We start from the raw sequence: 24,282 nt of genomic DNA, 5'->3' as shown, positions 1-24,282 counted from the left end.
TCAAGTCCGTTGGCTCCTGTCCGTTTTGCCGCCGCTGCCGATCGTCGAGTTGATCATCGACGATACGCTGGTCCTGCGACACTCTACCAAGGCCCCGGGCGCGACCATCCACTTCGATCACAGCCATAAGCACAACCGCCCCCGTTATGTCCTCGCCCAAAACTGGGTAGGGCTGGCGTTGACCCTGCGGAGCCGTTCCGGCAAAGCCCTTTCCTTTCCCATTCGCTTGCGCCTCGTGCCCCGCACCGGTAATACCCACAAGCTGAAAATCGCCGGGGCATTACTGCGGGCCTTTATACCCCACATCCCCGTACCCGTCCGCTTGCTCACCGATGCCTGGTTCATGCGCCGCCGCCTGCTCTTGCCCCTGCTGCGTCAGCGCGGCCAGTTCATCGGCCAGGTGCGCCATGATACCGCACTGTATCGGCAGCCTCCGCCCAAACCCGCCAAAGCGCAACGGGGGCGACCCCGAAAATATGGGGACAAACTGACCCCGGAAGCCATCGCCACACTCCCCACGGAAATCCTCACCCTGTTTGTTTATGGGAAATGGCAGAAAGTCCGTCTTCAATCCATCGTCGCCCAGGCACGCTTCCTCAACGGCCATCCCGTCCGGGCCGTCTGGAGCGCTATCCACGATGCAAAACACCATCGATGGTCGCCCACACGCCTTTATCTCGCTTCCGAAACCGATCTGACCGCCCCCGAAATCGTCACCCTCTATGGTAACCGTTGGCAGATCGAATCCCTCTTCCATAACCTGAAACGCTGGTGGGGCATCAATAACCTTTGGCAGCAAAGGCGCGCTGTTCTCGAACGCTGGATGCAAATTCGTTGCATCGCCTGGTCCATGGTGCAGCTCCTCGCGGAAACGGTCACCGAGGACTTTCCCATGACCGCCATAGCACCTTGGCGTATCGCTACGCCCGTCACCGCAGGACTCATGGCGCAATGGCTCCATCTGCATTTTCTGCGGGTTCCCTTCTGGAGGGGCTATGATCCAAAGTCCGGGAAATTCCAGTGCCCAAATCCTGACTTTTGGGCCGATACCGATGACCCACCCCGCAAAAAGGCCGCCTGACGCACTTCTACCCAAAATTTACTGCATCATATCGCCACTCACTGAGACAGGCGAGGAAGCTGAATGTCTAAACTTCAGTTTGTCTATATAGAGCTAACCGACATCTCCTTATTGATGAATTAAAAAGAAAAAAATATTGGTACTGTTTTTTTAATACACACCTGTTCAATACGCCCTGTTTTTTTCTAGCCTTGCCTCATACAGCATGCTCAACGTAATTTTATGCACTTCCAACCGGCTGGCTTCTATGTGCGATCTTAATAGTCGTTGCGCTTCACTGATCCGGCCCCGCTGAATTTGCTCCAGGATCGCCGCATGTTCTTCGTAGGTAGCGTTTACTCTCTGAGCTTTCGTAAAATCCAGGCGACGAATAATCCGCAAACGCTCCATCACGTCCTGATGAATGCGTGACATCTCTGCGTTGCCACCGGCCTCGACCAAGCCGGCATGAAATTGTTCATCCTGCAACCAGACGGCTTTGGCATCACTTTCTCGTTCATCAGGTAAACAGCACCAAGTGGTCATGAGCATTTTTATGTTCGAGATATTTTCTTTGCGTACCAAGCGTTGCAGCGAAGACTCTTCTAAAAGAATCCGTATTTCATACAGTTGATCAAATTTATCAAAATCGAGCGGGCGTACTTGCCAGCCCACTCTGGGCATAACGCGCACATAGCCTTCCCGTTGCAGCCGGAACAGTGCTTCACGAACCGGTGTGCGGCTCACTTCCATCCGCGCGGCAATTTCGTTTTCACTAAAATAATCGCCCGGTAAAAGATAAAAATTAAAAAGCTCGTCTTTTAATCGCAGATAAGTTTCATCTGCGCGATTAGAAGCGATATCTAACGGTATGGGCGCTTTTTTATTCATGGGTTAGTGCTCCCGGGTATCCAGAATGAGTAGTGGCACGCCATAACTCACGAGCTCTCCGGTTTTACAACAATGTGTGCTGACCACACCGGAACAAGGGGCATGAATGGTGAACTCCATTTTCATGGCTTCCAGAATAACCAGTGGTTCTCCGGCCTGGACGGAAATGCCCGGTTCTACCAGATATTTCCAGACGCTACTGGTCATATCGGCAGGTACCGGGGTTTCAAATTCATCCAGTTCCCGGGTTTGGTCTTGAGAGACCCCGGTCACCTCTTCCATTTGCAGATCCTGTTCTGACCACAGGGTCACCTCTGCCGCAAACGCCTCATCCTGCCGGGACTGAAAATGGGCAATCTCTGACGCGTTATCTGCCAGAAATTGCTCGTAAGCGCCTAGATCAAAAACGGTCTCTTCAATGCTTATCTGGTAAGTCCCATAACGAAATGCCTCTCTATGCTGGGTGAGCTCGTCTTCGCTCACCGGATAGAAGCGCACCTGATCAAAAAACCGGAGTAGCCAGGGCTTGCCCTCGGCAAATTGTGGGTTGCGCAAATAAGTATTCCAGATGGGCAAGGTGCGGCCCACCAGTTGATACCCACCTGGAGAATCCATGCCATAAATGCACATGTACACGCCGCCTATTCCTACCGTACCTTCCGCCGTAAATGTGCGTGCCGGATTATATTTGGAAGTCCGCAAACGGTGGCGTGGATCAATAGGTACAGCGCAGGGTGCGCCGAGGTAAACGTCCCCCAGACCCAGTACCAGATACGAGGCGTCATAAATGGCATCCACCACGTCTTGCACCGAATCCAGCCCGTTCATGCGGCGAATGAATTCCACATTATTGGGTAACCAGGGTGCGGTATCGCGTACGGATTGACGATAACGACTGACCGCCTCCAGGGTCGCCCTATCTTCAAAAGCCAATGGCAGATGCACGATGCGACCCGGTACCTGCATACTCTGAATGGATGGCAGGCGATTTTCGGTTTCCTGCAAAACGGCAATCAACTGCGGCTGAGGGATGACCTGACTGTCATAGCGGATTTGTAGAGAACGTACGCCCGGCGAAAGCTCCTCAATCCCGGGTTCGTTGCGAGCGTTCAGCGCCTCCATCAAGGCATGCACCCGAAAGCGCAGACGCAAATCCAGCACGTTATCACCATACTCAAGCAATACATAATGATCACCGGCCTGGCGATAAACGACGGTCGGAGATTCTGGCTGTGCCTGATGGCGGCCCAGTATCGCCTCACCAGAGGCACAAGCCGGCGGGTTTAGCAGAGGAAATCCCGCTGGCGAAGCCATGGTCTGAATGGCATTTTCCTGAAGCTGTTCCAGACGCAGGGCCGTGTCAAAATCCAGGGGAACAAAACGGATGCGATCACTCGGTTTGAGTTGACCCACTTTCCACAGCTCGGCCTTGGCAATGGTGGCAGGACAAACGAAACCGCCTAAACTTGGCCCGTCCTTCCCCAAAATCACCGGCATATCACCGGTAAAATTGATGGCGCCAATCGCATATTCCGTATCGTGAATATTGGAAGGATGCAGTCCAGCCTCCCCACCGTCAGATCGGGCCCATGTTGGGCGCGGGCCGATTAGGCGAATGCCGAGACGATTGGAGTTGTAATGCACTTCCCAGTCGGTTGCAAAAAACTGCTGGATGAATTCCGGCTGAAAAAAATCCGGCGCGCCATGCGGACCATACAGTACCCCAATAGTCCAGTGGCCTGTGAAGCTGGGGATCAATTCTGCCGGAATCGAAGCCGCCGTAGGTGCAGTGGCTGTCGATACGCCGAGGGGCAGCAGATCACCACTGCGGAGGGGTCTGCCACCATGTCCACCAAACTGGCCCAAGGCAAAGGTGCTCCGACTGCCGAGATAGGCCGGCACATCAAACCCACCCGCAACCGCCAGGTACGCACGACAACCCTCCGTCATGCGCCCCATATCCAGAATTTGTCCGGCGCGCACGGCAATGCTCTGCCAGGATTTTATGGCCTGACCGTCCAGGGTGGCGTTCAGATTCGCACCCGTCAACGCGATGTGCGTCTCTTCATGAAAACGGATTTTTGCCCCTACCAGCGTGCATTCCATTCCAGCGGCATCTGCCGGATTGCCTAACAGACGGTTGGCCAATGCGAAAGCATAATCATCCATGGGACCGGAGGGAGGCACCCCAATGTGCCAGTACCCGACCCGGCCGGGGATATCCTGAATGGTGCTGTAAGTACCACCGTCCAGTATTTCCGCTACCCGGGGATGAAAAGTAAAGGTGCTCAGCGCGGTGGTCGATAATTGCGCATCGACCAACAAGGGCGCCCGCGATATTTGCCGCAAATAATCCAGATTGCTGACAATGCCGGCGATCCGCGTTTGTGTCAGGGCATTTTGCAACTTGGCTACGGCCTGTTGCCGGTTCTGTCCATGCACAATGATTTTGGCAATCATCGGGTCATAGAAACTGGAAATTTCGGAACCACTTTCTACATAGCTATCGACACGGGGATCTTCCGGAAAAACCACTTCGGTTAATGTGCCGGGCGACGGCTGAAAATCCTTGAGGGGATCTTCCGCATAAAGGCGGGCTTCAATGGCTACCCCCTGAGCCTCGGGACGGTGATCCAATACCGGCGGATGCCCTGCAGCTGTCAGGAGCATCCATTCGATCAAGTCTATCCCGGTCACCATTTCGGTGATGGGATGTTCCACTTGTAAGCGGGTATTCACCTCCAGAAAGTAGAACGCATCCCGTTCCGCTTCGTACATAAACTCCACGGTACCCGCACTGCGGTAGGCGACGCTTTGTCCTAAACGTTCGGCTGCGACAAACAAAGCCTCACGCGTTGCAGCAGGTAAATCTGGTGCAGGCGTTTCTTCTATGACTTTCTGATTGCGACGTTGCAAAGAACAATCGCGATCTCCCAAAGCCAACACTTTGCCCAGTCCATCACCAAAAATCTGGACTTCCACATGGCGTGCCTGCGATACAAATCGCTCTAAAAACACCCCGGAATTGGCAAAGAAATTTTGTCCCAGTCGCTGCACAGATTCAAAGGCCTGGCGCAGTGACGCTTCATCCGCACAACGGGTCAGGCCAATACCCCCGCCTCCGGCGGTACTTTTCAGCATGACCGGATAGGTAATGCGTTCTGCTTCCTGGCAGGCCTGTTCAATATCGCGCAGCAATTCCGTTCCGGGTGCCAGAGGCACACCCGCCTTGATGGCGATTTCGCGGGCGGTATGCTTGAGGCCAAACTGACGAATCTGCTGCGGTGTCGGCCCCACAAAAGCGATGCCCGCCTGTTCACAGCTTTCGGCGAATGCTGCGTTTTCGCTCAGGAATCCGTAGCCGGGAATGATCGCTTCCGCACCTGTACGTAACGCAATATTGAGAATACGATCGGCCTGGAGATAACTTTCTGCGGGCGTATTACCGCCCAGACCCACAGCGATATCCGCGTCCAGCACATGGCGGGCGTGTCGGTCGGCATCGGAATACACCGCGACACTGGCAATATCCAGTTTGCGCAGGGTTCGTTGTATGCGTACGGCAATCTCGCCCCGGTTGGCAATCAACACCTTTCGAAACAGGTCAACCATGGTCAAGCTCTTTGTTGTTTGCAGGGAGGGTACTGAGATAAGCCCGCCAGCCACCCAGATGGGTGATGTCTTTTGCATCGTTCTGGGCGATGCCTTCACAGATGAAACCCTTCACGCTGCGTCCATCGCGAAGGGTAATGGTCCCAATCCCCAGAGGTGCCGGTATTCCGCGCATGAACTGCCCCAGTCCCGTGTCGCTCAGGGACCATAACTCCACTTCGATCCCCGCCTCTCTGACGGCCTGATCGCAACGCATCAGTCCCGGTTTGGGCGGAACGCTGTCTTTCAGGGCAAAGAGACGATAATTGGCTGCGGTATACGTGCTCTCCAGAAAAGTGGCTCCCAGACTGAGCAATTGGTGATTGAACGGTTGGCCGCGCAGGTGGGCACCCACGACTGCCACAGTAATGGCTCCGTCTTGAGTTTTTGCTGCCCCCATCTGCTCACTGATGGGGGCGGGAATATCCGAGATGCCCAGTTTCCAGGGCATGAGGTCCTGCCACTGCCTGGCAAAAGCCAGCAACGCTTCATCCTGAAAAGCCGGAGCGATGAGGGTGATGCCGAAAGGTAAGCCATCCGCACGGAATCCTGCCGGAAGCGCCAGTGCACACAAATCCGCGAGATTCACGAAATTGGTGTAGCGGCCCAGCTGCGCATTTTTCCCGACGGGATCAGCTTCCACCTCGGCAAGCGTCGGGAAGGTCGGCGCTGTCGGGACCAGCAGCGCATCGACTTGCGCAAAAATAGCCGCTATTTTGCGCAGCAGCCTCTGGCGCTGATACTGGGCCTTGAAAGTATCTACGGCACTGAAGTGCGCCCCTCCCCGAATAATGCCCTCAACAACGGGATTGGCGACGCCTGGATGCTGGTCAATAAAGTCACCCACGGCAACCGTGCGCTCCGCGACCCATGGTCCCGAATAGAGCAGAGATGCCAGTTCATACAAAGGGCTAAAATCCAGTGGTACCAGCTGCAGTCCAGCTGCACGCGCTTTTTCCAGCGCAACCTGCCAGGCATCGGCTTGAGACTGATCTCCATGCCACTCGGTTTGGTCGGGTATCCCAAAAACCTGGGGGGAGACTGCAGAAGAAGCAGGAGTTGGTCGAGACCAGATGTCACTGGCATCATACCCCGTGGCGGTATGAAGAACCGCTGTAGCATCGTCAATGGTCATAGCAAGAATACTGACGCAATCCAGAGAAGCGCATGCCGGTACTACACCCCGGGTACTCAAGCGCCCTCGGGTGGGTTTCACGCCGATGAGATTATTAAAACCCGCCGGGACACGCCCCGACCCCGCCGTATCTGTCCCCAGGGCAAAAGCGACATAGCCTTTAGCGACAGCAACAGCAGAACCGGAGCTGGAGCCACCGGAGACATACTGGGGATTAAAGGCATTGGCTACTGGCCCCCAGGGTGAGCGGGTACCCACCAACCCCGTCGCAAACTGATCCAGGTTAGTTTTACCGATAACAATGGCACCGGCGGCGCGCAAGCGCTCAATGACGCCCGCATCTGCTGATGCCGTATAAGTAAACTCGCGGCAAGCGGCAGTGGTTGGCCAGGCTGCGACATCGATATTGTCTTTGACCGCAAAGGGGACGCCCCTTAATGGTGCATCGACCGGTAAAGTGGCAATCCGTGCCAGTTCAGTTTCAAGCACTTCTGGACTAATCAAGCTGATCCAGACCGATTCTGACGCATCCAGGCCCGCAACATGTTGTCTGAGCTGCTCGGCACCTTTCTGGAAGTCAGCGCGAAAAAGATCGCGCCATGCTGAGAGGGTAATACAGGATTGATTGAGGTTTCGCATCTGGTGCTCCGTCTGGTATACAAGAGCTCATCAGCAATGACTGTGCCAGATGTGAAGGTTGTGGGCGATTCAGGTAAAAGAATGCTCTTTTATTTAATTATCTCTTTGATTTTAAGGTTATTTAAAACAATTTACATTGAACCAGATACAGCTGACTGGCAAAAAACTAAAGAGGTCACATTGCACCATTGCTGTGCATATCGCACTATTGACGTGCAAATTTCTTACTGCTTTACATGAAAATGCTTATGCCGTACGCGGATTTCGATGCTGCAGGTCGCCAGCAAGGCCATTATAAGCTATAAATAACACAATGCTCGGCCGCTGCAGACAAGTTTATAATTATGGATAATGCTTTCTTTCAAAAACCCATTCTCAATTCTCCCTATGCATATCCGCGTCGTCACTGGGAGTTGGATGAGCAAGGACAACCAACCCAGCTTATTGTCGAAGATCGACGTAAAGCCGAGTTCATCAGCCCTATTCCTCGCCCACGCAAGCAAAAAGGGGCAGGCAAACAAGCTAATCTTCTGCTGGATCAAGGCCAAGGGCTATCGACTGAAGAACAGCAATATAACAATACGGCGCTCATAAACGCAGTACGTTCTGAGGTAGAGAAATGGCGCAACATACCTCATTCATCAGACTGGCGTGTGACGCCAGAGACAGCAAGGCTACTACAATACTGGCGACACCATGCTTTCAGCAGTATTCGCCCCTTCTTCTGCCAGATCGAAGCGGTTGAAACCGCCATTTGGCTGACTGAAGTGGCACCACAAATGGGCAAAGCCGCCCAGCTTTTTTTAGATCAGCTGAACAACGCCAGCCAGGATGCCAACCCAGGTCTTCTGCGATTAGCTCTCAAGTTAGCCACCGGTGCCGGCAAAACCACGGTGATGGCCATGCTCATTGCCTGGCAGACCGTCAACGCGGTGCGACACCCCAACAGCAAAAAATTCACCCGTGGTTTTCTCATCGTCGCGCCCGGCATCACCATCAAAGACCGCCTGCGCGTGTTGCAACCCAACGATCCCGACAGTTACTACGCCAGCCGCGAACTGGTGCCGGGCGATATGCTGGCTGATCTGGAACGCGCCCGCATTGTTATCACCAACTACCATGCCTTCAAGCTGCGCGAACGACTGGAACTCTCCAAAGGCGGTCGCCGCCTGCTCCAGGGGCAGGGCGGCGAGGCGCTGAACACGCTGGAGACGGAAGGCCAGATGCTCCAGCGCGTCATGCCCGAACTCATGGGCCTGAAAAACATTATCGCCATCAATGACGAGGCCCACCACTGCTACCGCGAGAAACCCGGCGCGACGGACGACGATTTCAAAGGCGACGAGAAAAAGGAGGCCGAAGAGAACAGCGTCGCCGCCCGCCTGTGAATATCGGGGCTGGAAGCGGTGCAGCGTAAGCTCGGGCTGGCACGGGTGTTTGATCTCTCCGCCACGCCCTTTTTCCTGAGCGGCTCGGGCTACGCCGAAGGAACACTTTTTCCCTGGACCATGAGTGACTTCTCTCTCATGGATGCGATTGAATGCGGTATCGTCAAATTACCTCGCGTACCCGTAGCAGACAACATCCCCAGCGGCGAAATGCCCATGTTCCGTAATCTTTGGGAACATATCCGCAAGGCGATGCCCAAGCCGGGACGCGGCAAAGGGCAGTTTATGGACCCAAGATCCCTGCCAACGCCGCTGCAAACCGCTCTGGATGCGCTTTATGGGCATTACGAAAAAACCTTCGATCTCTGGGAAAAGGCGAAGATTACCGTACCGCCCTGCTTCATCATCGTCTGCAACAATACCGCCACTTCCAAGCTGGTCTATGACTACATCGCTGGTTTCCAGCAGCTGCAGCAAGACGGTTCCAGCCAGTTGGTGGAAGGCCGTCTGCCGCTGTTTCGCAATCATGACGAGCACGGCAACGCACTGGGCCGCCCGCGTACCCTGCTTATCGACAGCGAACAACTGGAATCCGGCGACGCGCTGGATGACAAGTTCCGCGTCATGGCCGCTGATGAAATCGAGCGTTTTCGCCGCGAGATGGTGGAGCGCAGCGGCGATCTGCAATCAGGTCAGAACATCAGCGATCAGGAACTGTTGCGCGAGGCGATGAACACCGTCGGCAAGCCGGGCCGACTGGGCGACTCCGTCCGCTGTGTGGTTTCCGTATCCATGCTGACCGAGGGCTGGGACGCCAACACCGTCACCCATGTGCTGGGGGTACGCGCCTTCGGCACCCAGTTGCTCTGCGAGCAGGTCATCGGTCGCGCTTTGCGGCGCCAGTCCTACGATCTGAATGAGGAAGGGCTGTTCAACGTCGAGTATGCCGATGTGCTGGGCATTCCCTTCGACTTCACCGCCAAACCGGTGGTGGCGCCGCCGCAACCACCCCGCGAAACCATTCACGTCAAAGCCGTGCGACCCGAGCGCGATGCCCTGGAAATCCGCTTTCCGCGAGTACAGGGTTACCGCGTCGAGCTACCGGAAACGCCGCTCGCGGCGCGCTTCGATGCCGACTCGGTCCTGGAACTCACGCCCGATTTGGTCGGCGCCACCGAGACCCGCAACTCCGGCATCATCGGCGAAACAGTGGACCTCAACCTCGTCCACACCGGCGACGTGCGCCCTTCACAGGTGGTCTATGAACTGACCTCTTACCTGCTGCTCAATGAGTTCCGCGACAAAGACGGTGAACCGAAACTCTACCTTTTCGGCCAGCTCAAGCGCATTGCCCGGCAATGGCTCGATGGTTATTTGACCTGCAAGGGCGGCACTTATCCGGCGCAACTCAAATACAAGATGCTGGCCGACATGGCCGCCAGCCGCATCATCACCGCTATCAATCGCGCTATGCTCACGGACCATTCCGAAACGGCACAGCGCCATATCCACGTCGTGCTTGACCCTTACAACCCCAGCGGCAGCACTACCTACGTCAACTTTAACACCTCCAAGACCGAACGCTGGGACACCAGCGGCCCGCCGCCCAAGTGCCACCTTAACTGGGTCATTCTCGACAGCGACTGGGAAGGGGAGTTCTGCCGCGTGGTGGAAGCCCACCCCCGCGTGCGCGCCTACGTGAAAAACCACAACCTCGGCTTTGAAGTGCCTTACCGCTACGGCTCTGAATCCCGCATTTACCGTCCCGACTTCATCGTGCGGGTGGACGACGGCCATGGCGATGAGGACCTGCTGAATCTCATTGTCGAGATCAAGGGTTATCGTGGCGAAGACGCCAAGGACAAAAAAGCCACCATGGACACCTACTGGGTGCCCGGCGTGAACAACCTCGGCAGCCACGGCCGCTGGGCCTTCGCCGAGTTTACGGATGTCTGGCTGATGCAGGAAGATTTTGTCCGTCAGATTGCGTTATTCTTTGATCGAACGATTGCCAGCGTGGTGGATTCCCACCAATCAGGAGCGATGCCATGACCGCCTTACCCCAGTTGAGTGAACTCACTGTCAATGAAAAACTTCAGATGATGGAGTCTTTGTGGGACATTCTCTGTCAGCAACCGAAAACATTCCCTCTCCCGTCTGGCACGGCGAAATACTGGTCCAACGGGAAAATGCCCTACGCCAGGGATCTGACCACTTTTCGGCTTGGGATACGGCCAAAGCGAATATCCGCAAACGCATCTGCTAAAGAGTAAAACATGGCCAAAAGCCCTAAACCATCCCTGACTATCGAAACCCTCACCCACGACGAGGCGACGCGCAAGAACATCCCCACGGCCGAATATCAGGCGGTGATGCGGCAGGACGAGCAACAGCCGGTGCAGGTGGAGTACCCCAGGAAGGCCGCCGGGCTAGAGGACGAAAAGCGCAGCCGCAACCCCGACCTCGACCCCCAGCTCATCTGGCGCGGCAAGGATCGGCAGGACTGGTCCAGCCTCGTGGTGCAGGCGCCGCCCCTCTACATTCAGGAAAAGGTCCACCCCAAAGTCCTCATCGACGACCTCCGGCGCTTTCAGGCGCGGAACCCGGCACCGGGCGCGGCGGGGCAGGAGGACGGCCAGCAGATCGACCTCTTCGCCGACTTCAACGGTCTGCCCGACGCCAACGCCAAGACCGAGTTCTACCAGCACGACGCCCACTGGGCCAATCGCATGATCCTCGGCGACAGCCTGCAGGTCATGGCCAGCCTGGCCGAGCGCGAAGGCCTGCGCGGCCAAGTGCAGTGCATTTATTTCGATCCGCCCTACGGCATCAAATTCAACAGCAATTTCCAGTGGTCCACTACCAGCCGCGACGTCAAGGATGGCAACACCGACCACATCACCCGCGAGCCGGAACAGGTCAAGGCGTTTCGCGACACCTGGAGGGACGGCATCCACTCCTATCTGACTTACCTGCGAGACCGACTGACGGTGGCGCGGGATTTGTTGACGGATTCCGGGTCAATCTTTGTGCAGATTGGGGATGAGAATGTGCACCGGGTAAGGGCGGTGATGGATGAGGTGTTTGGGGACATAAATTTCGTCAGTCAGATCACCGTCCGTAAGACGACTAGCGAGGGAAACAGTTTGCTCGGTTCAACTTGTGATTTCGTACTCTGGTTTGCAAAGTGCAGAGATCAAGCTAAGGCACACACACTATACACTGGACGAAGCGAGGATTCGGAAGGCCGTTACACATCTGAATATTTTGATGGCTCGCTGTTTCGCATGGACAACATAACCAGTTCACGCCCCGCAGGGGAAGGGGACGTAACCAAATTTCGATGGTTTGAAAAAGATTTCACTCCAGGGAATGGCACCTTCAAAACCAAAGAGTCGGGACTTGTTCGTCTTGGAAAGGCTGATCGTTTTCAAGTAACCAAAAACGGAAAGCTGAATTATCGGAGATCCCAAAACGACTTTGGCTATGGAACAACTGGTAATTTGTGGGCGGACATTAGTGGCGCTGTTCAAAGCCGTTCTGACCCAAAGATATATGTCGTTCAAACCGGAACCAAGGTTGTTGAGCGCTGCTTGTTGATGGCCACTGACCCCGGCGACCTAGTCCTCGACCCCACCTGCGGCTCAGGCACCACCGCCTATGTCGCCGAACAATGGGGCCGCCGCTGGATCACCCTCGACACCTCACGCGTCGCCCTGGCACTGGCCCGCGCCCGCATCATGGGCGCCCGCTACCCCTACTATCTCCTCGCCGACAGCCCGGAAGGACAGCAGAAGGAGGCGGAAGTCACCCGTAGCTTCCCCTCCGGCAAGCCCACTTACGGCAGCATCCGCCATTGCTTTGTCTGTGAGCGGGTGCCTCACATCACCCTCAAGTCCATCGCCAACAACGCCGAGATCGACGTCATCTGGGAGCAGTGGCAGCCCGCCGTCAGCGACGCCTTGGCAGCTCTGAACACCGCACTAAAAGGCCATAAAACGCCCTACAAAATCCCCAGCGGCGGACGGCAGGACCAGTTCCTGCATTTCGACGCGCCGGAAGGCCGCAACGTCACCCTGCCCTGCGGCAAGACCGTCAGCGCCAGCGCTCTGCTCGACTGGGAAGTCCCCCGCGACGCCCCCGCCGACTGGCCCGTCAGCACCCATGCGCCCCTCGCCGGGTTTTGGCAGGCCCGCATCACCCGCCAACAAGCCATAGATGCCTCCATCGCCGCCAAGGCCGACTTTGAGTATCTCTACGACAAGCCCTATGAGGACAAGAAAAAGGTCCGCGTCGCCGGTCCCTTCACCGTCGAAAGTCTCTCCCCCCACCGCGTGCTGGGCGTGGACGAAAACGACGAACTCATCGACCCCAACGCCAGCAAAGTCGGCGATCAGGGTTCGGGCTACGGCGAGGAACGCGACTTCGCCCAGATCATTCTCGAAAACCTTAAAACCGCCGGAGTGCAGCAGGCCCACAAGGACGGCAAGATCAACTTCACCGCACTGTCCCCCTGGCCGGGCGAACTGGTCTGCGCCGATGGCCGCTATTTGGAACCCACCGGACCGGATGGGGGCGGCACCGAGCGCCGCGCCGCCATTTTCATCGGCCCCGAATTCGGCACCGTCTCCCGGCCCGATCTGGTCGCCGCCGCCCGAGAAGCCGCCGACGCCGGATTCGACGTGCTCATCGCTTGCGCCTTCAACTACGACGCCCACGCCAGCGAGTTCGACAAACTCGGTCGCGTCCCCGTCCTCAAGGCGCGCATGAACGCCGACCTGCACATGGCCAACGACCTCAAGAACACTGGCAAAGGCAACCTTTTCGTCATCTTCGGCGAACCCGACATCGACATCCTCGACGCCGAAGGCGGCCAGATCCGTGTCAGAGTCAACGGCGTTGACGTCTTCCACCCCAACAGCGGCGAAGTCCACAGCGACGGCCCCGACGGCATCGCCTGCTGGTTCATCGACACCGACTACAACGAAGAAAGCTTCTTCGTCCGCCAAGCCTACTTCCTCGGCGCCAACGACCCCTACAAATCGCTGAAAACCACCCTGAAAGCGGAGATAGACGCAGAAGCCTGGGCAACGCTGAATAGCGACACCTCCCGGCCTTTTGACAAGCCCGCGACAGGGCGGATCGCGGTGAAGGTCATAAATCATCTGGGGGATGAGGTGATGAAGGTGTTTAGAGTGAATTAAGGCGGTATTAAGTTATCTACTCAATAAGAGAGAGCATCACATCACGAGGGAAAACCGTAATGTCATTCGATAACTTAACTATCAGTAGAATCGTAATTCATGAAATATATAAACGAACTGACGAACGTGACATTGTTCCACCCAAATACGGAACAAGACTCGTAATACTAGATCAGGAAGCGGTTGATGCATTTTGCGATCGCATTCACAGCGCAATGGGTAGTGCTGCCAAAAGCATGGAACTCGATATCATTCAAACCGGACCAGACAGTTCAATCACCAATGCGAAATTTCTTGTGGATGCTGACGACGCACTATTCATTGAACGCTCTCGAACTATTGCTGACAAGTTAACCGATGCTCAAATGCGCCGCAATCTACCTGGCGGTGTGTTGGTGGTTTTTACCGGAACGGCGAGTTATCCTGCAAAACGTATCGTCGGCATGATTAAGGCGGAAACACACAATGGGTTTACCAGGCGAGTGACTGATGATGGCGCTATTTCCTTGCAGTTTCTGAAGGATCTTCTTCTTACGCCACAAACAAAGCTTTACAAAATTGGTATTTTTTTGCAACAAGACTCACAGACAGTCGACCCGTTACCTGCGGGATGGCAAGCATTCATTTACGACGACCAGATCAGTGCTTCGAACAAACTCACTGCTGCCCAATACTTTTATGAAGGTTTCCTCGGTTGTGGTTTCCCTGAAACGAGCGCTCGAAGAACCCGTGAATTTCATGACTACACCAAAGAGTTTATTCAGAAGCTTGATTGGTCTGAAGATGAAAAAATTGATCTCCACAATGCGCTGGTGACGTACCTAAAGGTCGACCAGAGCGTGACCGTGCAAGTATCTGACTTTGCGCACAATTATTTCCCAAATTCGGAAATGAAGGATGAGTATATCCGATATATGACAGAACGAGATTTCCCTCAAGTTGCAGTAGTCAAAGATACCTCTGATATTTCGTCTGCTCTAAAGTATCGGAAGGTGACGTTCGCAGGTGAGGTTAAACTCACCGCTCCTGCGGATAGGTTTAAGGAACTAGTGCAAATACGAGCAATTGATGGTGAAATCGATGAAGATGGTAAAGTTCCAAAATGGACTGAAGTCGTCATCCGTGGGCGCATCAGGAATCAGGAATGAACGAGTTTGATATAAAATCCCAATGGGAAAGTGATCGTCCTATCTACGAGGTATGGGCTAAGTTCGTGCGGGATGAGATTTGTGGAGAACTTGATTCGGCCGTTCGTCCACTTACGATTGGTGAGTTCTTAAGAATGCCAGTAATGCCGCGACTGAAGGAAATAAATTCGCTGATTGATAAAGCACTTTTCCGGGGGAAAAATTACCAAGATCCATACGCTGAAATCACAGATAAAGTTGGTATGAGATTTGTGGTTCTTTTGACCAGCGATATTAAAATAATAGAAGATGTCATTAGTGTATCGACCAATTGGTCCACATCAAAGGATAGAGATTACGAAGAAGAGCGTGAAGCTAAACCTTTGGAGTTTGCGTATCAGTCAGTGCATTACGTTGTTCGTGCATCTCGCGATTTGACAGTCAGTGCCATCACGATTCCTGAAGGAACTCCTTGTGAAATTCAACTGCGCACACTACTACAACATGCACACAGTGAACTAACACACGACTCAATATACAAGTCACAGAGAACTGCGTCACCTAAAACACAGCGAGTTATCGCCAGGAGCATGGCTCTCATCGAAACCACCGATGACTTTTTCGAGCAAGTAGTGGTCGAGCTCGGTAATGCCACAGAGTCTGAACGTAATGCAACAACTGTGCTAGATAGAGTCTATAGGGAATATGTGAAGCTCGTTCCAGAATCTCAAAAATCTAATTTATTAATAGTCGACGCGTTCACTGACAAATTTAATGAAGATATTGAAGGCAGTCTGAGAGATTTCCTCAAGCGTAAGCCATACGTGATTGACCGGATCGCACAGAAGGCCAACGATCGACACCTTTATCGCCAATCTGCAATTCTTCTCATTTACCTTATGGCGGATCTTTCGCCCACTGTAACAAAGGAGCTATGGCCGCTAACGCTAGATGAATTGCGACCGGTCTATGGAGATATTGGCTTAAGCATAGACGGCTTCTGACTTACGATATAACTATGACAAAATCCCAACAATTCCTAATCTACCAAAGCGAAGACGGCTCCACCCGCATTGACGTGATGCTGGAGGAAGAAACGCTGTGGCTCAATCAGAAGCAGTTGACGGAATTATTCGGCAAGGCCAAGGGCACCATCAGCGAACACATCAGGCACATCTTCGAGGATGGGGAACTGACGCCGACGGCAACTGTTCGGTTATTCCGAACAGTTCAAGTTGAGGGGGGGCGTGAAGTGGCCCGCGAGGTGGAACACTACAACCTCGACATGATCCTCGCCCTCGGCTTTCGCGTGCGCAGCCCGGTGGGTGTACGTTTTCGCCAATGGGCCAACGAGAAGCTCAAGGAATATATCGTCAAGGGCTTCGTGCTGGACGACGCGCGTCTGAAAAACCCAGGTAAGGGCCGGGATTATTTCGACGAACTGACCCGCCGCCTGCAAGACATCCGCACCAGTGAGCGGCGTTTTTATCAGAAAATCACCGATATCTACGCCACCAGTGTGGATTACGACGCGCGCCATCCACTCACTCAGCAGTTTTTCGCCACGGTGCAAAACAAGGTGCACTACGCCATCCACGGACAGACCGCCGCAGGGTTGATTACCAGCCGTGCGGATAGCCGATTGCCGAACATGGGTCTGACGACTTGGGAAGGCGCACGTATTCGCAAGTCCGATGTGGGAGTTGCCAAAAACTATCTGAGCGAGGAGGAACTGCGCGCCCTCAATAATCTAGCCGAGCAATACCTTATCTTTGCCGAAGGCCAGGCGGCGCGGCGTATCGCAATGACGATGCAGGACTGGATCACCAAGCTGGAGGGCTTCCTGACGCTGAATGACCGCGCAATTTTGCAGGGGGCGGGCCAAGTGTCTGCGGAACTCGCCAAAGCACACGCGGAGCAGGAGTTCGACAAGTTCCGGGTGCTGGATGACCAGCGTTTCGAGTCGGATTTCGATCGCATGGTGCGGCAATTACCCACAAAAAAGCCGAAGGGATGAAGCACTGATGGACTTCCGTATCTCCGATACCTTCACCGACAGCCTCGCCCGATTAACCGGCGAAGAGCAAAAACAGGCCAAGACCACCGCCTTCGACCTGCAAATAAACCCCGCGAATCCTGGTATGAGCTTTCACAAACTGGATAAGGCACGAGATAAACATTTCTGGTCCGTACGGGTGAGCAGCGATATTCGTCTGATCGTGCACAAGACGGCATCCAGCCTGCTGCTATGCTACGTGGATCACCACGATCCGGCCTACCGTTGGGCGGAACGGCGCAAACTGGAAACCCACCCCAAGACTGGCGCGGCGCAGTGGGTGGAAATCCGCGAGCGGGTGGAAGAGATGGTCATCACGCCGAAACCTTCTGCACCCGTTCAAAAACCCGCCTTGTTCGCGCACTATGCGGACGACACCTTGCTGGATTATGGCGTGCCCGCCGAATGGATAGCCGATGTGCGGCAGGCAGACGAAGACGCTTTGTTGGCACTGACGGATCATTTGCCTAGCGAAGCAGCCGAGGCCCTGTTGGAACTGGCAACGGGTGGCACACCTCGCATTTCTCCCGCCTTGGGGAAGGATTCTGATCCTTTCAGTCATCCTGATGCCCAGCGCCGCTTCCGGGTGATGGCCGATATTGAGGAGCTGGAGCGGGCGCTAGCCTCCCCTTGGGATAAATGGACGACTTTTTTACATCCAGCGCAACGGCAATGGGTGGAGCGAGATGAACGTGGCCCAGCCCGCATAGCTGGTTCAGCGGGTACGGGGAAAACAATTGTAGCACTGCATCGTGCGGTTTTTTTGGCGCGTACCAACCCACAGAATCTTGTACTGCTAACCACCTTTTCCGACACACTGGCTAATGCCCTGCGCGGAAAACTGCGAAGACTGATCGACAACCAGCCCCGCATTGCCGAGCGCTTGGAAGTGGCGGGGATGGATGCCATCGGCGAGCGTTTGTTCGCCGCAACTTTTGGCAATGGCCTGCCACAGATTGCCACGCACCTGCAAATTCAAAATCTCTTGGCGGACTGTGTGGCTGCGGCGGATAGCTTGAAGTTCAGTCTGGCTTTCGTGCGGAATGAGTGGGTTGACCTTGTGGATGCCTGGCAACTCGATAGTTGGGAGGCGTATCGCGACGTGAAACGACTCGGTCGTAAAACACGACTTAGTGAAGCGCAGCGATCAGCGTTGTGGGATGTTTTTGCGGCGATGCAGCAGCGTTTAGCGGCACAAGGCTTGATTACGCCTGCGGCTATGTTTACCCAGCTGGCTGCGGCGCTGATCAAGCGCCGGGCGGCAGGTATAGCACCACCCTTTGATCACGTATTGATCGATGAAGCGCAGGACATCGGTGTAGCGCAGTTGCGCTTTCTCTCCGCTTTATCGGGCGATCGCCGCAATGGGCTATTTTTTGCGGGTGACCTGGGCCAGCGCATTTTCCAAATGCCGTTTTCCTGGAAATCCTTGGGAGTAGACGTCCGAGGTCGTTCCCGCACCCTGCATATCAACTACCGCACCTCGCATCAGATCCGCATGCAAGCCGATCGTTTGCTGGGACTAGAGGTGTCGGACGTGGATGGCAATACAGAAGACCGGCGCGGCACCATATCCGTGTTCAACGGACCCGTACCGATGATTCGCGTCTTTGCGGATACGGCGGATGAGACTGCGGCTATAGCGCAATGGCTTCAGGAACGATTAGAGGAAGGGATGCCGCCCCACGAAATCGGCCTCTTTGTGCGCTCAGACACGGAAATAGATCGCGCCCGTGCGGCGGCTGAAGCGGCGGCGCTGCCTTTCCGTGTGCTCGACGGCCAAGTCGAGACCACGGTTGGGTACGCCTCTCTATGCACCATGCATCTGGCCAAGGGTTTAGAATTCCGCGCCGTAGCAGTGTTGGCATGCGATGATGAGGTCATCCCATTGCAGGCACGCATTGAATCTGTCGCCGACAACACCGACCTTGAAGAAGTCTACAATACCGAGCGGCACTTGTTATATGTTGCCTGCACGCGTGCCCGCGACGCACTGTTCGTAACTGGTGTAGAACCAGGGTCAGAGTTTCTAGATGATCTGCAATATCAAAAATAATAGTCATCCTAACCGGTTGGAGCTAGCAGCATTCCGAAATAAGTATGTTTGTGGAAGTCCATAGCAAGAGCCAACCGACACTTAAACGTATCTGCACAAATTCCAGCGATAACCATGAACCGATCTATCTATACGATAGTAATAATTACCATTTCTATTTCAACAAATTAAACAATATTCTAATGCGTTTAGCGCTTGAAAAGGTACCATAAATGATAAAGAATGAATTTGGGGCCTTAGCGTTTGAGATTAAGGGCGAGAGGGATTTTTTCTATTTGAAATCAGCTTTTGTACCATCTGGTGATAATTGGTATTATTCATGGAGAAAATTTAATGAATAGAATCGATGTAACCTCATTAATTTTAGAAAAAAAGCGTTTACACGGTCTCAGCTGGAAAGACATAAGCGTTCATCTCGGTGGTAGCAAGGAATGGTGCACAGCCGCTCTCCTCGGGCAGATGCCGCTATCTGCTAAACAGGCTCATACGATCAAGCAATTGCTTGACCTCTCCGATGAAGCTGAACGCATTCTGCAGGAAGTTCCTTTACGCGGGTGTATGGATAGTGCTGTCCCCACAGATCCCACTATTTATCGCTTTTACGAAATACTGCAGGTATACGGAACCACCATCAAAGAACTCATCCATGAAGAGTTTGGTGATGGAATCATGAGCGCTATTGATTTCTCCATGGACATTTCTCGCGTAAAAGATGAGCAGGGGGATCGAATTAAAGTCACCTTGAACGGTAAATACCTGAAGTACAAAAAATACTAAAAACTACAGAGGGGCGACCATCTTGCCGATATTTGATCGGATCACAGAGGGCTGCATCGGTTACTACATTAAGTGGCGATCGTCGTCACTCAAAGCCGAAATGACCGATTAGCCCCGACTTTGCCGCCGATTGATATTCAACCGTCTCCCCGCAACCGTAGATTTCGGCAAACTGCAAAAATTCCGCAGTTCCTGCTCCCACTCCGGATGGCCCAGGGCATGCACCAACCTGAGCATAGAGAATAAATAATCCTTTTGGGTCTTCTCGCTCAGCTGACGCCCCAACCGATGCGCATGTACCATTTGTTCAACGGCTTGCAGGGTGATCTGATGCAGGTATTGGATGTGGGCTGCTTGACAATAAGGCAGCACTAGCGCACATACCCGCTTCACATGCACGGCCCGCTCTTTTTTGGATCCACGAAAGTACCTCGCCAGCAAAAACGCTAGTGATGAGGCCGTAATCGGTGCCCGTAGATCTTGCATCTCGCGACGCTCCATCTTTCGCTCTTTCAGCTCTTGTTGTCGTTGATATTCCGTCGGTCGACGCGCACCGATGTATGCATTGAGCACTTCTGTGCGATTGTGTCCCAGTTCCTTACTGATGACTTCCCGGGCTGCGGTATCCAGGTTCCGCGAAACCCCTCTCCCACCCGCAAAAACCGGTGCAGCAGCGAGGGTGATTGACTGATACCGCTCACACGCGTAGCTGCTCCGGAGGTCATGATACCCTTTTATTCCATGATCTTTAAGAATGGTCCTAGCTCGGGCCACCTCGCGACGGATAAACATAATGTAATTCTGATCAGGTGGAATCAGACAATGGGAATTGGTTGCTTTGCAAAGGTCTTTAGCCTCATTGAGGATCTCTAACCCGTAGGCATCAATAATTATCTTGCGCTCTACTTTCCGGCCACCTTTAGTGCCTTCCTGCACATTGATGGTTCCCTGCCGCATCGCCTCACGGTATAGCCGAGGGATATCCGCAAGTACGGTTTCTCGGAGGCGCATTCCAAATATGCGCGCCATTAGCACAATCAGGGCACAACGCTGTAACCCTCGATTCCGCATTTCCTCCACGCAAGAGAGTACGCCTACGAGTTCCATTCCGGTGGGCGGGGCCGTGCGGGTCCAGGGTCTTTTCCCAGTGTAAGTAGATGGCGACAACCGGAATGCCCGCTGCTTGCGGACGAATCCCAGCAATCGATTGGCATCACTGATAATGTTCTGGGCATAGGCTGGGGACCAATCATTCTCTTGCATCAATTGTTGTATCTGCTGGGCAAAATGTTGGAGATCCGAAAATTTCACTTTCTCGAGATCGGTAATGCCCTCTACTTGCACAAAACGGACAAAATACTTTAGCCGAATCCGTTTAGCGCGAATCGTTCCGTATCCGCGTGCTTGCGCTTGGATAATCTTTTGCACCGCTCGTTCAACAGAAAAAGCATAGCCATAATTTTTGAATACATAGCCCATACAACGTGCCTCCAGACTACCTGATAGCCGTTCTGGGTACCCTCGGAGGAAGAAACCCAGAACGGCTAACTGCACTGCACAAAGCAGATCCGATATGTAAATAGGGGGCCTCACGGAGAACAGATCGCGTACTTCCTTTCGATAGCTTGTTCGTTCTGCTCCTTAAAAGGCCAATTGCTTTGTCTGGCAGCGGCGCGTTCCACCCCAGAATCCGCATTATTCTGCGGAATAATGTCTAATAACTTCATGATTAAAAATCCTTTATATGAAAATCCTGATCCCCTCTCTTTCTTCCTGGGGGATGCCGATGCTGACACTCGGTCAGAAGCCGGAGAAAACACAGGGCAGGAAATACCCACCTGCTTAAAAAAAAGATATAGGTGGCGTTCTGGCTGGTTACTGGCTCCATCGAGCCTGACAATAGACCGCAACGCGCATAGATTTGCCAAATTCCATGGCAGATATTCCATAACTCGTCATATGTGTCCCTACAACATGGACGATTCTTCATGTGTGCGTAACAACACGCAATCTTTGGCCAAACATCAGCCTTTTCATATCTATATTGGCATAAGCCGTTTTATGTAGGGGCGAGCCCCTGATATATAGTCCACATCTGTGGGACTTCGATTCAACTCGGGATTATGCGCCCGTTCGCAGCCCATCCGGGCAGGAAACCCATTCCTTACTGCACTTCATCCTCTGCAGTTTTTCGGCGATGAAAGGACTATATCGGTTTGCTTTGAGCAAAATGGTTTCATTAAGTGGTTTTTTTCGCGTTTTTTTAAACGGTTTTTAGTATTCCTGTCTGCTTTTCAAAAAAGCACCCCTCACTGCTGTGCTCATGACCGCAGTCTTGGACTGCATCCAGTTGAGTGGCCTGAAGATAATGATCTTGGTTTTTAAACTTCCGTAAAAACGGGGTCAATATGAAGGGACAGAGGAGTTATAGATAATTTGTATCGGTTAGAATTTTTATTCTATGGGTATAAGGTGGCTGTGAGGTGGATTCTGATGAGCCTCCCCAAGTTGGGGGCTCAGCATTTAGTGCTGTGGACCATCCCTCTGGCTCCATATGTTCTGTGAATGGTCCACTGGATCCATTCATTTTCATGCGTGTTTCTCCGAAAAAACTTTTTTTGATCCATTGATTCACGGAAGCGTGCAATGGACACAGAAGCTCTGTGCAAAAAAAGTTGTTGCTCTTCATCGGCCGGGATGCCGCGTTGTTTCTTGTCGGGAGATATCGTAAAAAATTTTCACATATTTGCGTGTGGTAATCTGAATAGGTGCACATACCGCACGGATATTGAGGACAATTACGATGCAACAGACGATCAAACCCTATGAATACCTTTTAAAGCAGTATGCCCAACAAACCCACCCGGACCAGTATCGGCAAAAGCACTTCCAACAATGGTACAGCGATGCAAACGGTTGCCGTTATGCCGTATCCCAGGGTGCCTGGCCATTTTTTGGATTCATCCCCCTCCTCAATCAACAGATTATCCTCTGTATTGCCATTAGCCACCATAAGGATTTTTTCTATCTGAAGATGCCTGCAGCAGACCTTCAGAGTAAGGTGGAAGGTCAAAAAAAACTCTGGGGGATCTTCCACCAACAACCCTGGCAGGAGAGCCTCCTGGATATGGCGGTGGTCCATCCTCTGTTTTTGCAACAACTCCCTTGGAAGCTAATGCCGGGTAATCTGGAGATTTGGGATGAAAACCGCACCCTCATACTGGTGGCGCAACTGGCACGATCTTCAGGGAAACTGGGTACCGACTCGGAAATAGAATTAAGTGGGGCATTATTCGAATTTCTCGATAAAACCATTATCCGATTCATGCTGCGGGAGCTTCAGGTCGCCACCATCGGTGCGTATCGTTTCCTCTGGGAAAGCCAGGATGCAGAAGATCGTCAGATACGGATGCACTCACTTGAACAGCAACACGGACTGATCCCCCGATTTATTGTGGATGCTCTGTAAGCAGCACAGCGATTCAAAGTTGGAACGGATGGAGATAAATTTCCCCATCCGTTCCAATCACTTGACCCGCCTCCATCCCCTGTTTTATTGAATGAAACAAGGAAAGAATGCCATGCAAATTTCTGCTCAACTTGCTCAAATTGCCTATACCGACGCCCTCCAGAATCTCATTATCGGCTTTGTTCTGCTCAGTATTGTCGTGTTAGCCTTATCTGCTGCTGGTTTCACTTGGTGGAAACACCGAAGGCATCCCGGTGCGGAGGAATGGTTTGTTGCGACTGTAATAGCCCTTCTTTTCGCGACCCTTAGCTTTTGTCTATCCCTGCTTTTTCTGGCCAACCTCTGGAATTGGGTGGGCATCCAACATCCTGCTTTACTGGCCGCTAAGCAGCAAATTGCCACAGCCCATCGGCCACGGCCCTTATTCTGATGGCTTTAGCAGGCTAGAAAACTACCAGCATGATCATAACTGCCTATTTAATTTAAATAAGAGCATTGAATGCGGCGTACCAGGTCTTGGGACCCGAAAAAAGGATCTTGGGCTCAATTTGAGCCCCAGTCCTTCGCATTTAACCCCCTATCCGCCGCAGCTGAGGAGCATGTTCAACTGACGGGAGGTCGGCAACGGCGTCGCCGAAACGCAAAACCGCCTCTACGTCCTCCCGGCGGATATAATATCTGCGACCTAACTTGATCCTCCGGCCAGAGAGCCAAATGGCCCACTTGGCCCGACTGCGACACATCGCTTCCCGAAATGCGGAAGGGGTTTTTCTGAGTTGACTCGCAGCTTCTTCGGCAGTGAGTAGTTGTGGTGTGTGATGGTTCATGG

16 protein-coding genes and 1 pseudogene are annotated in these 24,282 nt (G+C 53.4%); 11 read left to right on the top strand and 6 right to left on the bottom strand.

Features of this window, described 5'->3' with window-relative positions; all coding sequences use genetic code 11:
- Positions 1 to 1,081 (top strand): IS701 family transposase (locus HAP95_RS08150; RefSeq protein ID WP_215883768.1); only part of this gene is annotated, 1,081 nt, incomplete at its 5' end.
- A gap of 165 nt (positions 1,082 to 1,246) precedes the next feature.
- Here HAP95_RS08150 and HAP95_RS08145 read toward each other — a convergent pair.
- Genes HAP95_RS08145 through atzF form a run of 3 tightly spaced genes read right to left on the bottom strand, consistent with a single transcriptional unit; the run spans position 1,247 to position 7,376 of the window.
- The gene (locus HAP95_RS08145) at positions 1,247 to 1,951 is read right to left on the bottom strand and encodes a GntR family transcriptional regulator (RefSeq protein ID WP_215883767.1); all 705 of its coding nucleotides are present in this window, start codon (positions 1,949 to 1,951) and stop codon (positions 1,247 to 1,249) included.
- Between the two features lie 3 nt (positions 1,952 to 1,954).
- Positions 1,955 to 5,563, bottom strand: coding sequence for an urea carboxylase (gene uca / locus HAP95_RS08140; RefSeq protein WP_215883766.1), 3,609 nt, complete (start codon positions 5,561 to 5,563; stop codon positions 1,955 to 1,957).
- On the bottom strand, positions 5,556 to 7,376 hold the full coding sequence (gene atzF, locus HAP95_RS08135; RefSeq protein WP_215883765.1) for an allophanate hydrolase: 1,821 nt from the start codon (positions 7,374 to 7,376) through the stop codon (positions 5,556 to 5,558). The genes uca and atzF overlap by 8 nt, the downstream gene beginning before the upstream one ends.
- Positions 7,377 to 7,720: 344 nt before the next feature.
- On the opposite strand from atzF, the pseudogene HAP95_RS08125 reads away from it, so the two are divergent.
- The 8 genes and pseudogenes from HAP95_RS08125 to cynS all read left to right on the top strand — a co-directional run bounded on the left by HAP95_RS08125 (position 7,721) and on the right by cynS (position 19,984).
- Positions 7,721 to 10,816, top strand: a pseudogene (locus HAP95_RS08125) (BPTD_3080 family restriction endonuclease).
- A 61-nt stretch (positions 10,817 to 10,877) separates the two neighbouring features.
- Complete coding sequence (locus HAP95_RS08120) at positions 10,878 to 11,030, top strand: addiction module protein (protein ID WP_215883762.1); 153 nt, start codon at positions 10,878 to 10,880, stop codon at positions 11,028 to 11,030.
- A gap of 10 nt (positions 11,031 to 11,040) precedes the next feature.
- Entirely contained in the window at positions 11,041 to 13,968 is a 2,928-nt protein-coding gene (locus tag HAP95_RS08115) for a site-specific DNA-methyltransferase (protein ID WP_215883761.1), read from the top strand.
- 59 nt (positions 13,969 to 14,027) lie between these two features.
- Positions 14,028 to 15,116 (top strand): nucleoid-associated protein, encoded by a 1,089-nt coding sequence (locus tag HAP95_RS08110; RefSeq protein ID WP_215883760.1) that lies wholly within the window; start codon positions 14,028 to 14,030, stop codon positions 15,114 to 15,116.
- Positions 15,113 to 16,099 carry a GTP pyrophosphokinase gene (locus HAP95_RS08105; protein ID WP_215883759.1) on the top strand — a complete coding sequence of 329 codons (987 nt, stop codon included), beginning with the start codon at positions 15,113 to 15,115 and terminating at the stop codon, positions 16,097 to 16,099. Before HAP95_RS08110 ends, HAP95_RS08105 begins: the two co-directional genes overlap by 4 nt.
- A gap of 14 nt (positions 16,100 to 16,113) precedes the next feature.
- The gene (locus tag HAP95_RS08100) at positions 16,114 to 17,112 is read left to right on the top strand and encodes a virulence RhuM family protein (RefSeq protein WP_215883758.1); all 999 of its coding nucleotides are present in this window, start codon (positions 16,114 to 16,116) and stop codon (positions 17,110 to 17,112) included.
- A gap of 7 nt (positions 17,113 to 17,119) precedes the next feature.
- On the top strand, positions 17,120 to 19,207 hold the full coding sequence (locus HAP95_RS08095; protein WP_215883757.1) for a UvrD-helicase domain-containing protein: 2,088 nt from the start codon (positions 17,120 to 17,122) through the stop codon (positions 19,205 to 19,207).
- A gap of 333 nt (positions 19,208 to 19,540) precedes the next feature.
- A complete protein-coding gene (gene cynS, locus HAP95_RS08090) occupies positions 19,541 to 19,984 on the top strand; it encodes a cyanase (protein WP_215883756.1) in 444 nt (147 codons plus the stop codon).
- A 108-nt stretch (positions 19,985 to 20,092) separates the two neighbouring features.
- Here the strand turns inward: cynS and HAP95_RS08085 are convergent, their stop codons facing one another.
- Complete coding sequence (locus HAP95_RS08085; RefSeq protein ID WP_215883755.1) at positions 20,093 to 21,463, bottom strand: integrase domain-containing protein; 1,371 nt, start codon at positions 21,461 to 21,463, stop codon at positions 20,093 to 20,095.
- A gap of 110 nt (positions 21,464 to 21,573) precedes the next feature.
- The gene (locus tag HAP95_RS08080; RefSeq protein WP_215882201.1) at positions 21,574 to 21,711 is read right to left on the bottom strand and encodes a hypothetical protein; all 138 of its coding nucleotides are present in this window, start codon (positions 21,709 to 21,711) and stop codon (positions 21,574 to 21,576) included.
- Between the two features lie 1,076 nt (positions 21,712 to 22,787).
- Here HAP95_RS08080 and HAP95_RS08075 point away from each other — a divergent pair.
- Together HAP95_RS08075 and HAP95_RS08070 are read left to right on the top strand one after the other, a co-directional pair.
- On the top strand, positions 22,788 to 23,453 hold the full coding sequence (locus HAP95_RS08075; RefSeq protein WP_215882200.1) for a hypothetical protein: 666 nt from the start codon (positions 22,788 to 22,790) through the stop codon (positions 23,451 to 23,453).
- 112 nt (positions 23,454 to 23,565) lie between these two features.
- Positions 23,566 to 23,883 (top strand): hypothetical protein, encoded by a 318-nt coding sequence (locus HAP95_RS08070; protein ID WP_075322460.1) that lies wholly within the window; start codon positions 23,566 to 23,568, stop codon positions 23,881 to 23,883.
- Between the two features lie 139 nt (positions 23,884 to 24,022).
- On the opposite strand, the gene HAP95_RS08065 is transcribed toward HAP95_RS08070, so the two are convergent.
- The gene (locus HAP95_RS08065) at positions 24,023 to 24,280 is read right to left on the bottom strand and encodes a helix-turn-helix domain-containing protein (RefSeq protein ID WP_215883754.1); all 258 of its coding nucleotides are present in this window, start codon (positions 24,278 to 24,280) and stop codon (positions 24,023 to 24,025) included.
- Between the last annotated feature and the right edge of the window lie 2 nt (positions 24,281 to 24,282).

Source organism: Acidithiobacillus sulfurivorans (assembly GCF_018853815.1).
Classification (GTDB): Bacteria; Pseudomonadota; Gammaproteobacteria; order Acidithiobacillales; family Acidithiobacillaceae; genus Acidithiobacillus; species Acidithiobacillus sulfurivorans.
The sequence above is the reverse complement of the archived record's forward strand: the minus strand, read 5'-3'. Positions and strand labels throughout refer to the sequence as shown.

Excerpts from the sequence above, each read along its gene's own strand:
- HAP95_RS08145 (WP_215883767.1), bottom strand. The coding sequence starts at position 1,951 with ATGAATAAAAAAGCGCCCATACCGTTAGATATCGCTTCTAATCGCGCA.
- HAP95_RS08115 (WP_215883761.1), top strand. The coding sequence starts at position 11,041 with ATGGCCAAAAGCCCTAAACCATCCCTGACTATCGAAACCCTCACCCAC.
- uca (WP_215883766.1), bottom strand. The coding sequence starts at position 5,563 with ATGGTTGACCTGTTTCGAAAGGTGTTGATTGCCAACCGGGGCGAGATT.
- atzF (WP_215883765.1), bottom strand. The coding sequence starts at position 7,376 with ATGCGAAACCTCAATCAATCCTGTATTACCCTCTCAGCATGGCGCGAT.
- HAP95_RS08085 (WP_215883755.1), bottom strand. The coding sequence starts at position 21,463 with ATGGGCTATGTATTCAAAAATTATGGCTATGCTTTTTCTGTTGAACGA.
- HAP95_RS08110 (WP_215883760.1), top strand. The coding sequence starts at position 14,028 with ATGTCATTCGATAACTTAACTATCAGTAGAATCGTAATTCATGAAATA.
- HAP95_RS08105 (WP_215883759.1), top strand. The coding sequence starts at position 15,113 with ATGAACGAGTTTGATATAAAATCCCAATGGGAAAGTGATCGTCCTATC.
- cynS (WP_215883756.1), top strand. The coding sequence starts at position 19,541 with ATGAATAGAATCGATGTAACCTCATTAATTTTAGAAAAAAAGCGTTTA.
- HAP95_RS08070 (WP_075322460.1), top strand. The coding sequence starts at position 23,566 with ATGCAAATTTCTGCTCAACTTGCTCAAATTGCCTATACCGACGCCCTC.
- HAP95_RS08095 (WP_215883757.1), top strand. The coding sequence starts at position 17,120 with ATGGACTTCCGTATCTCCGATACCTTCACCGACAGCCTCGCCCGATTA.
- HAP95_RS08065 (WP_215883754.1), bottom strand. The coding sequence starts at position 24,280 with ATGAACCATCACACACCACAACTACTCACTGCCGAAGAAGCTGCGAGT.
- HAP95_RS08075 (WP_215882200.1), top strand. The coding sequence starts at position 22,788 with ATGCAACAGACGATCAAACCCTATGAATACCTTTTAAAGCAGTATGCC.
- HAP95_RS08080 (WP_215882201.1), bottom strand. The coding sequence starts at position 21,711 with ATGAAGTTATTAGACATTATTCCGCAGAATAATGCGGATTCTGGGGTG.
- HAP95_RS08100 (WP_215883758.1), top strand. The coding sequence starts at position 16,114 with ATGACAAAATCCCAACAATTCCTAATCTACCAAAGCGAAGACGGCTCC.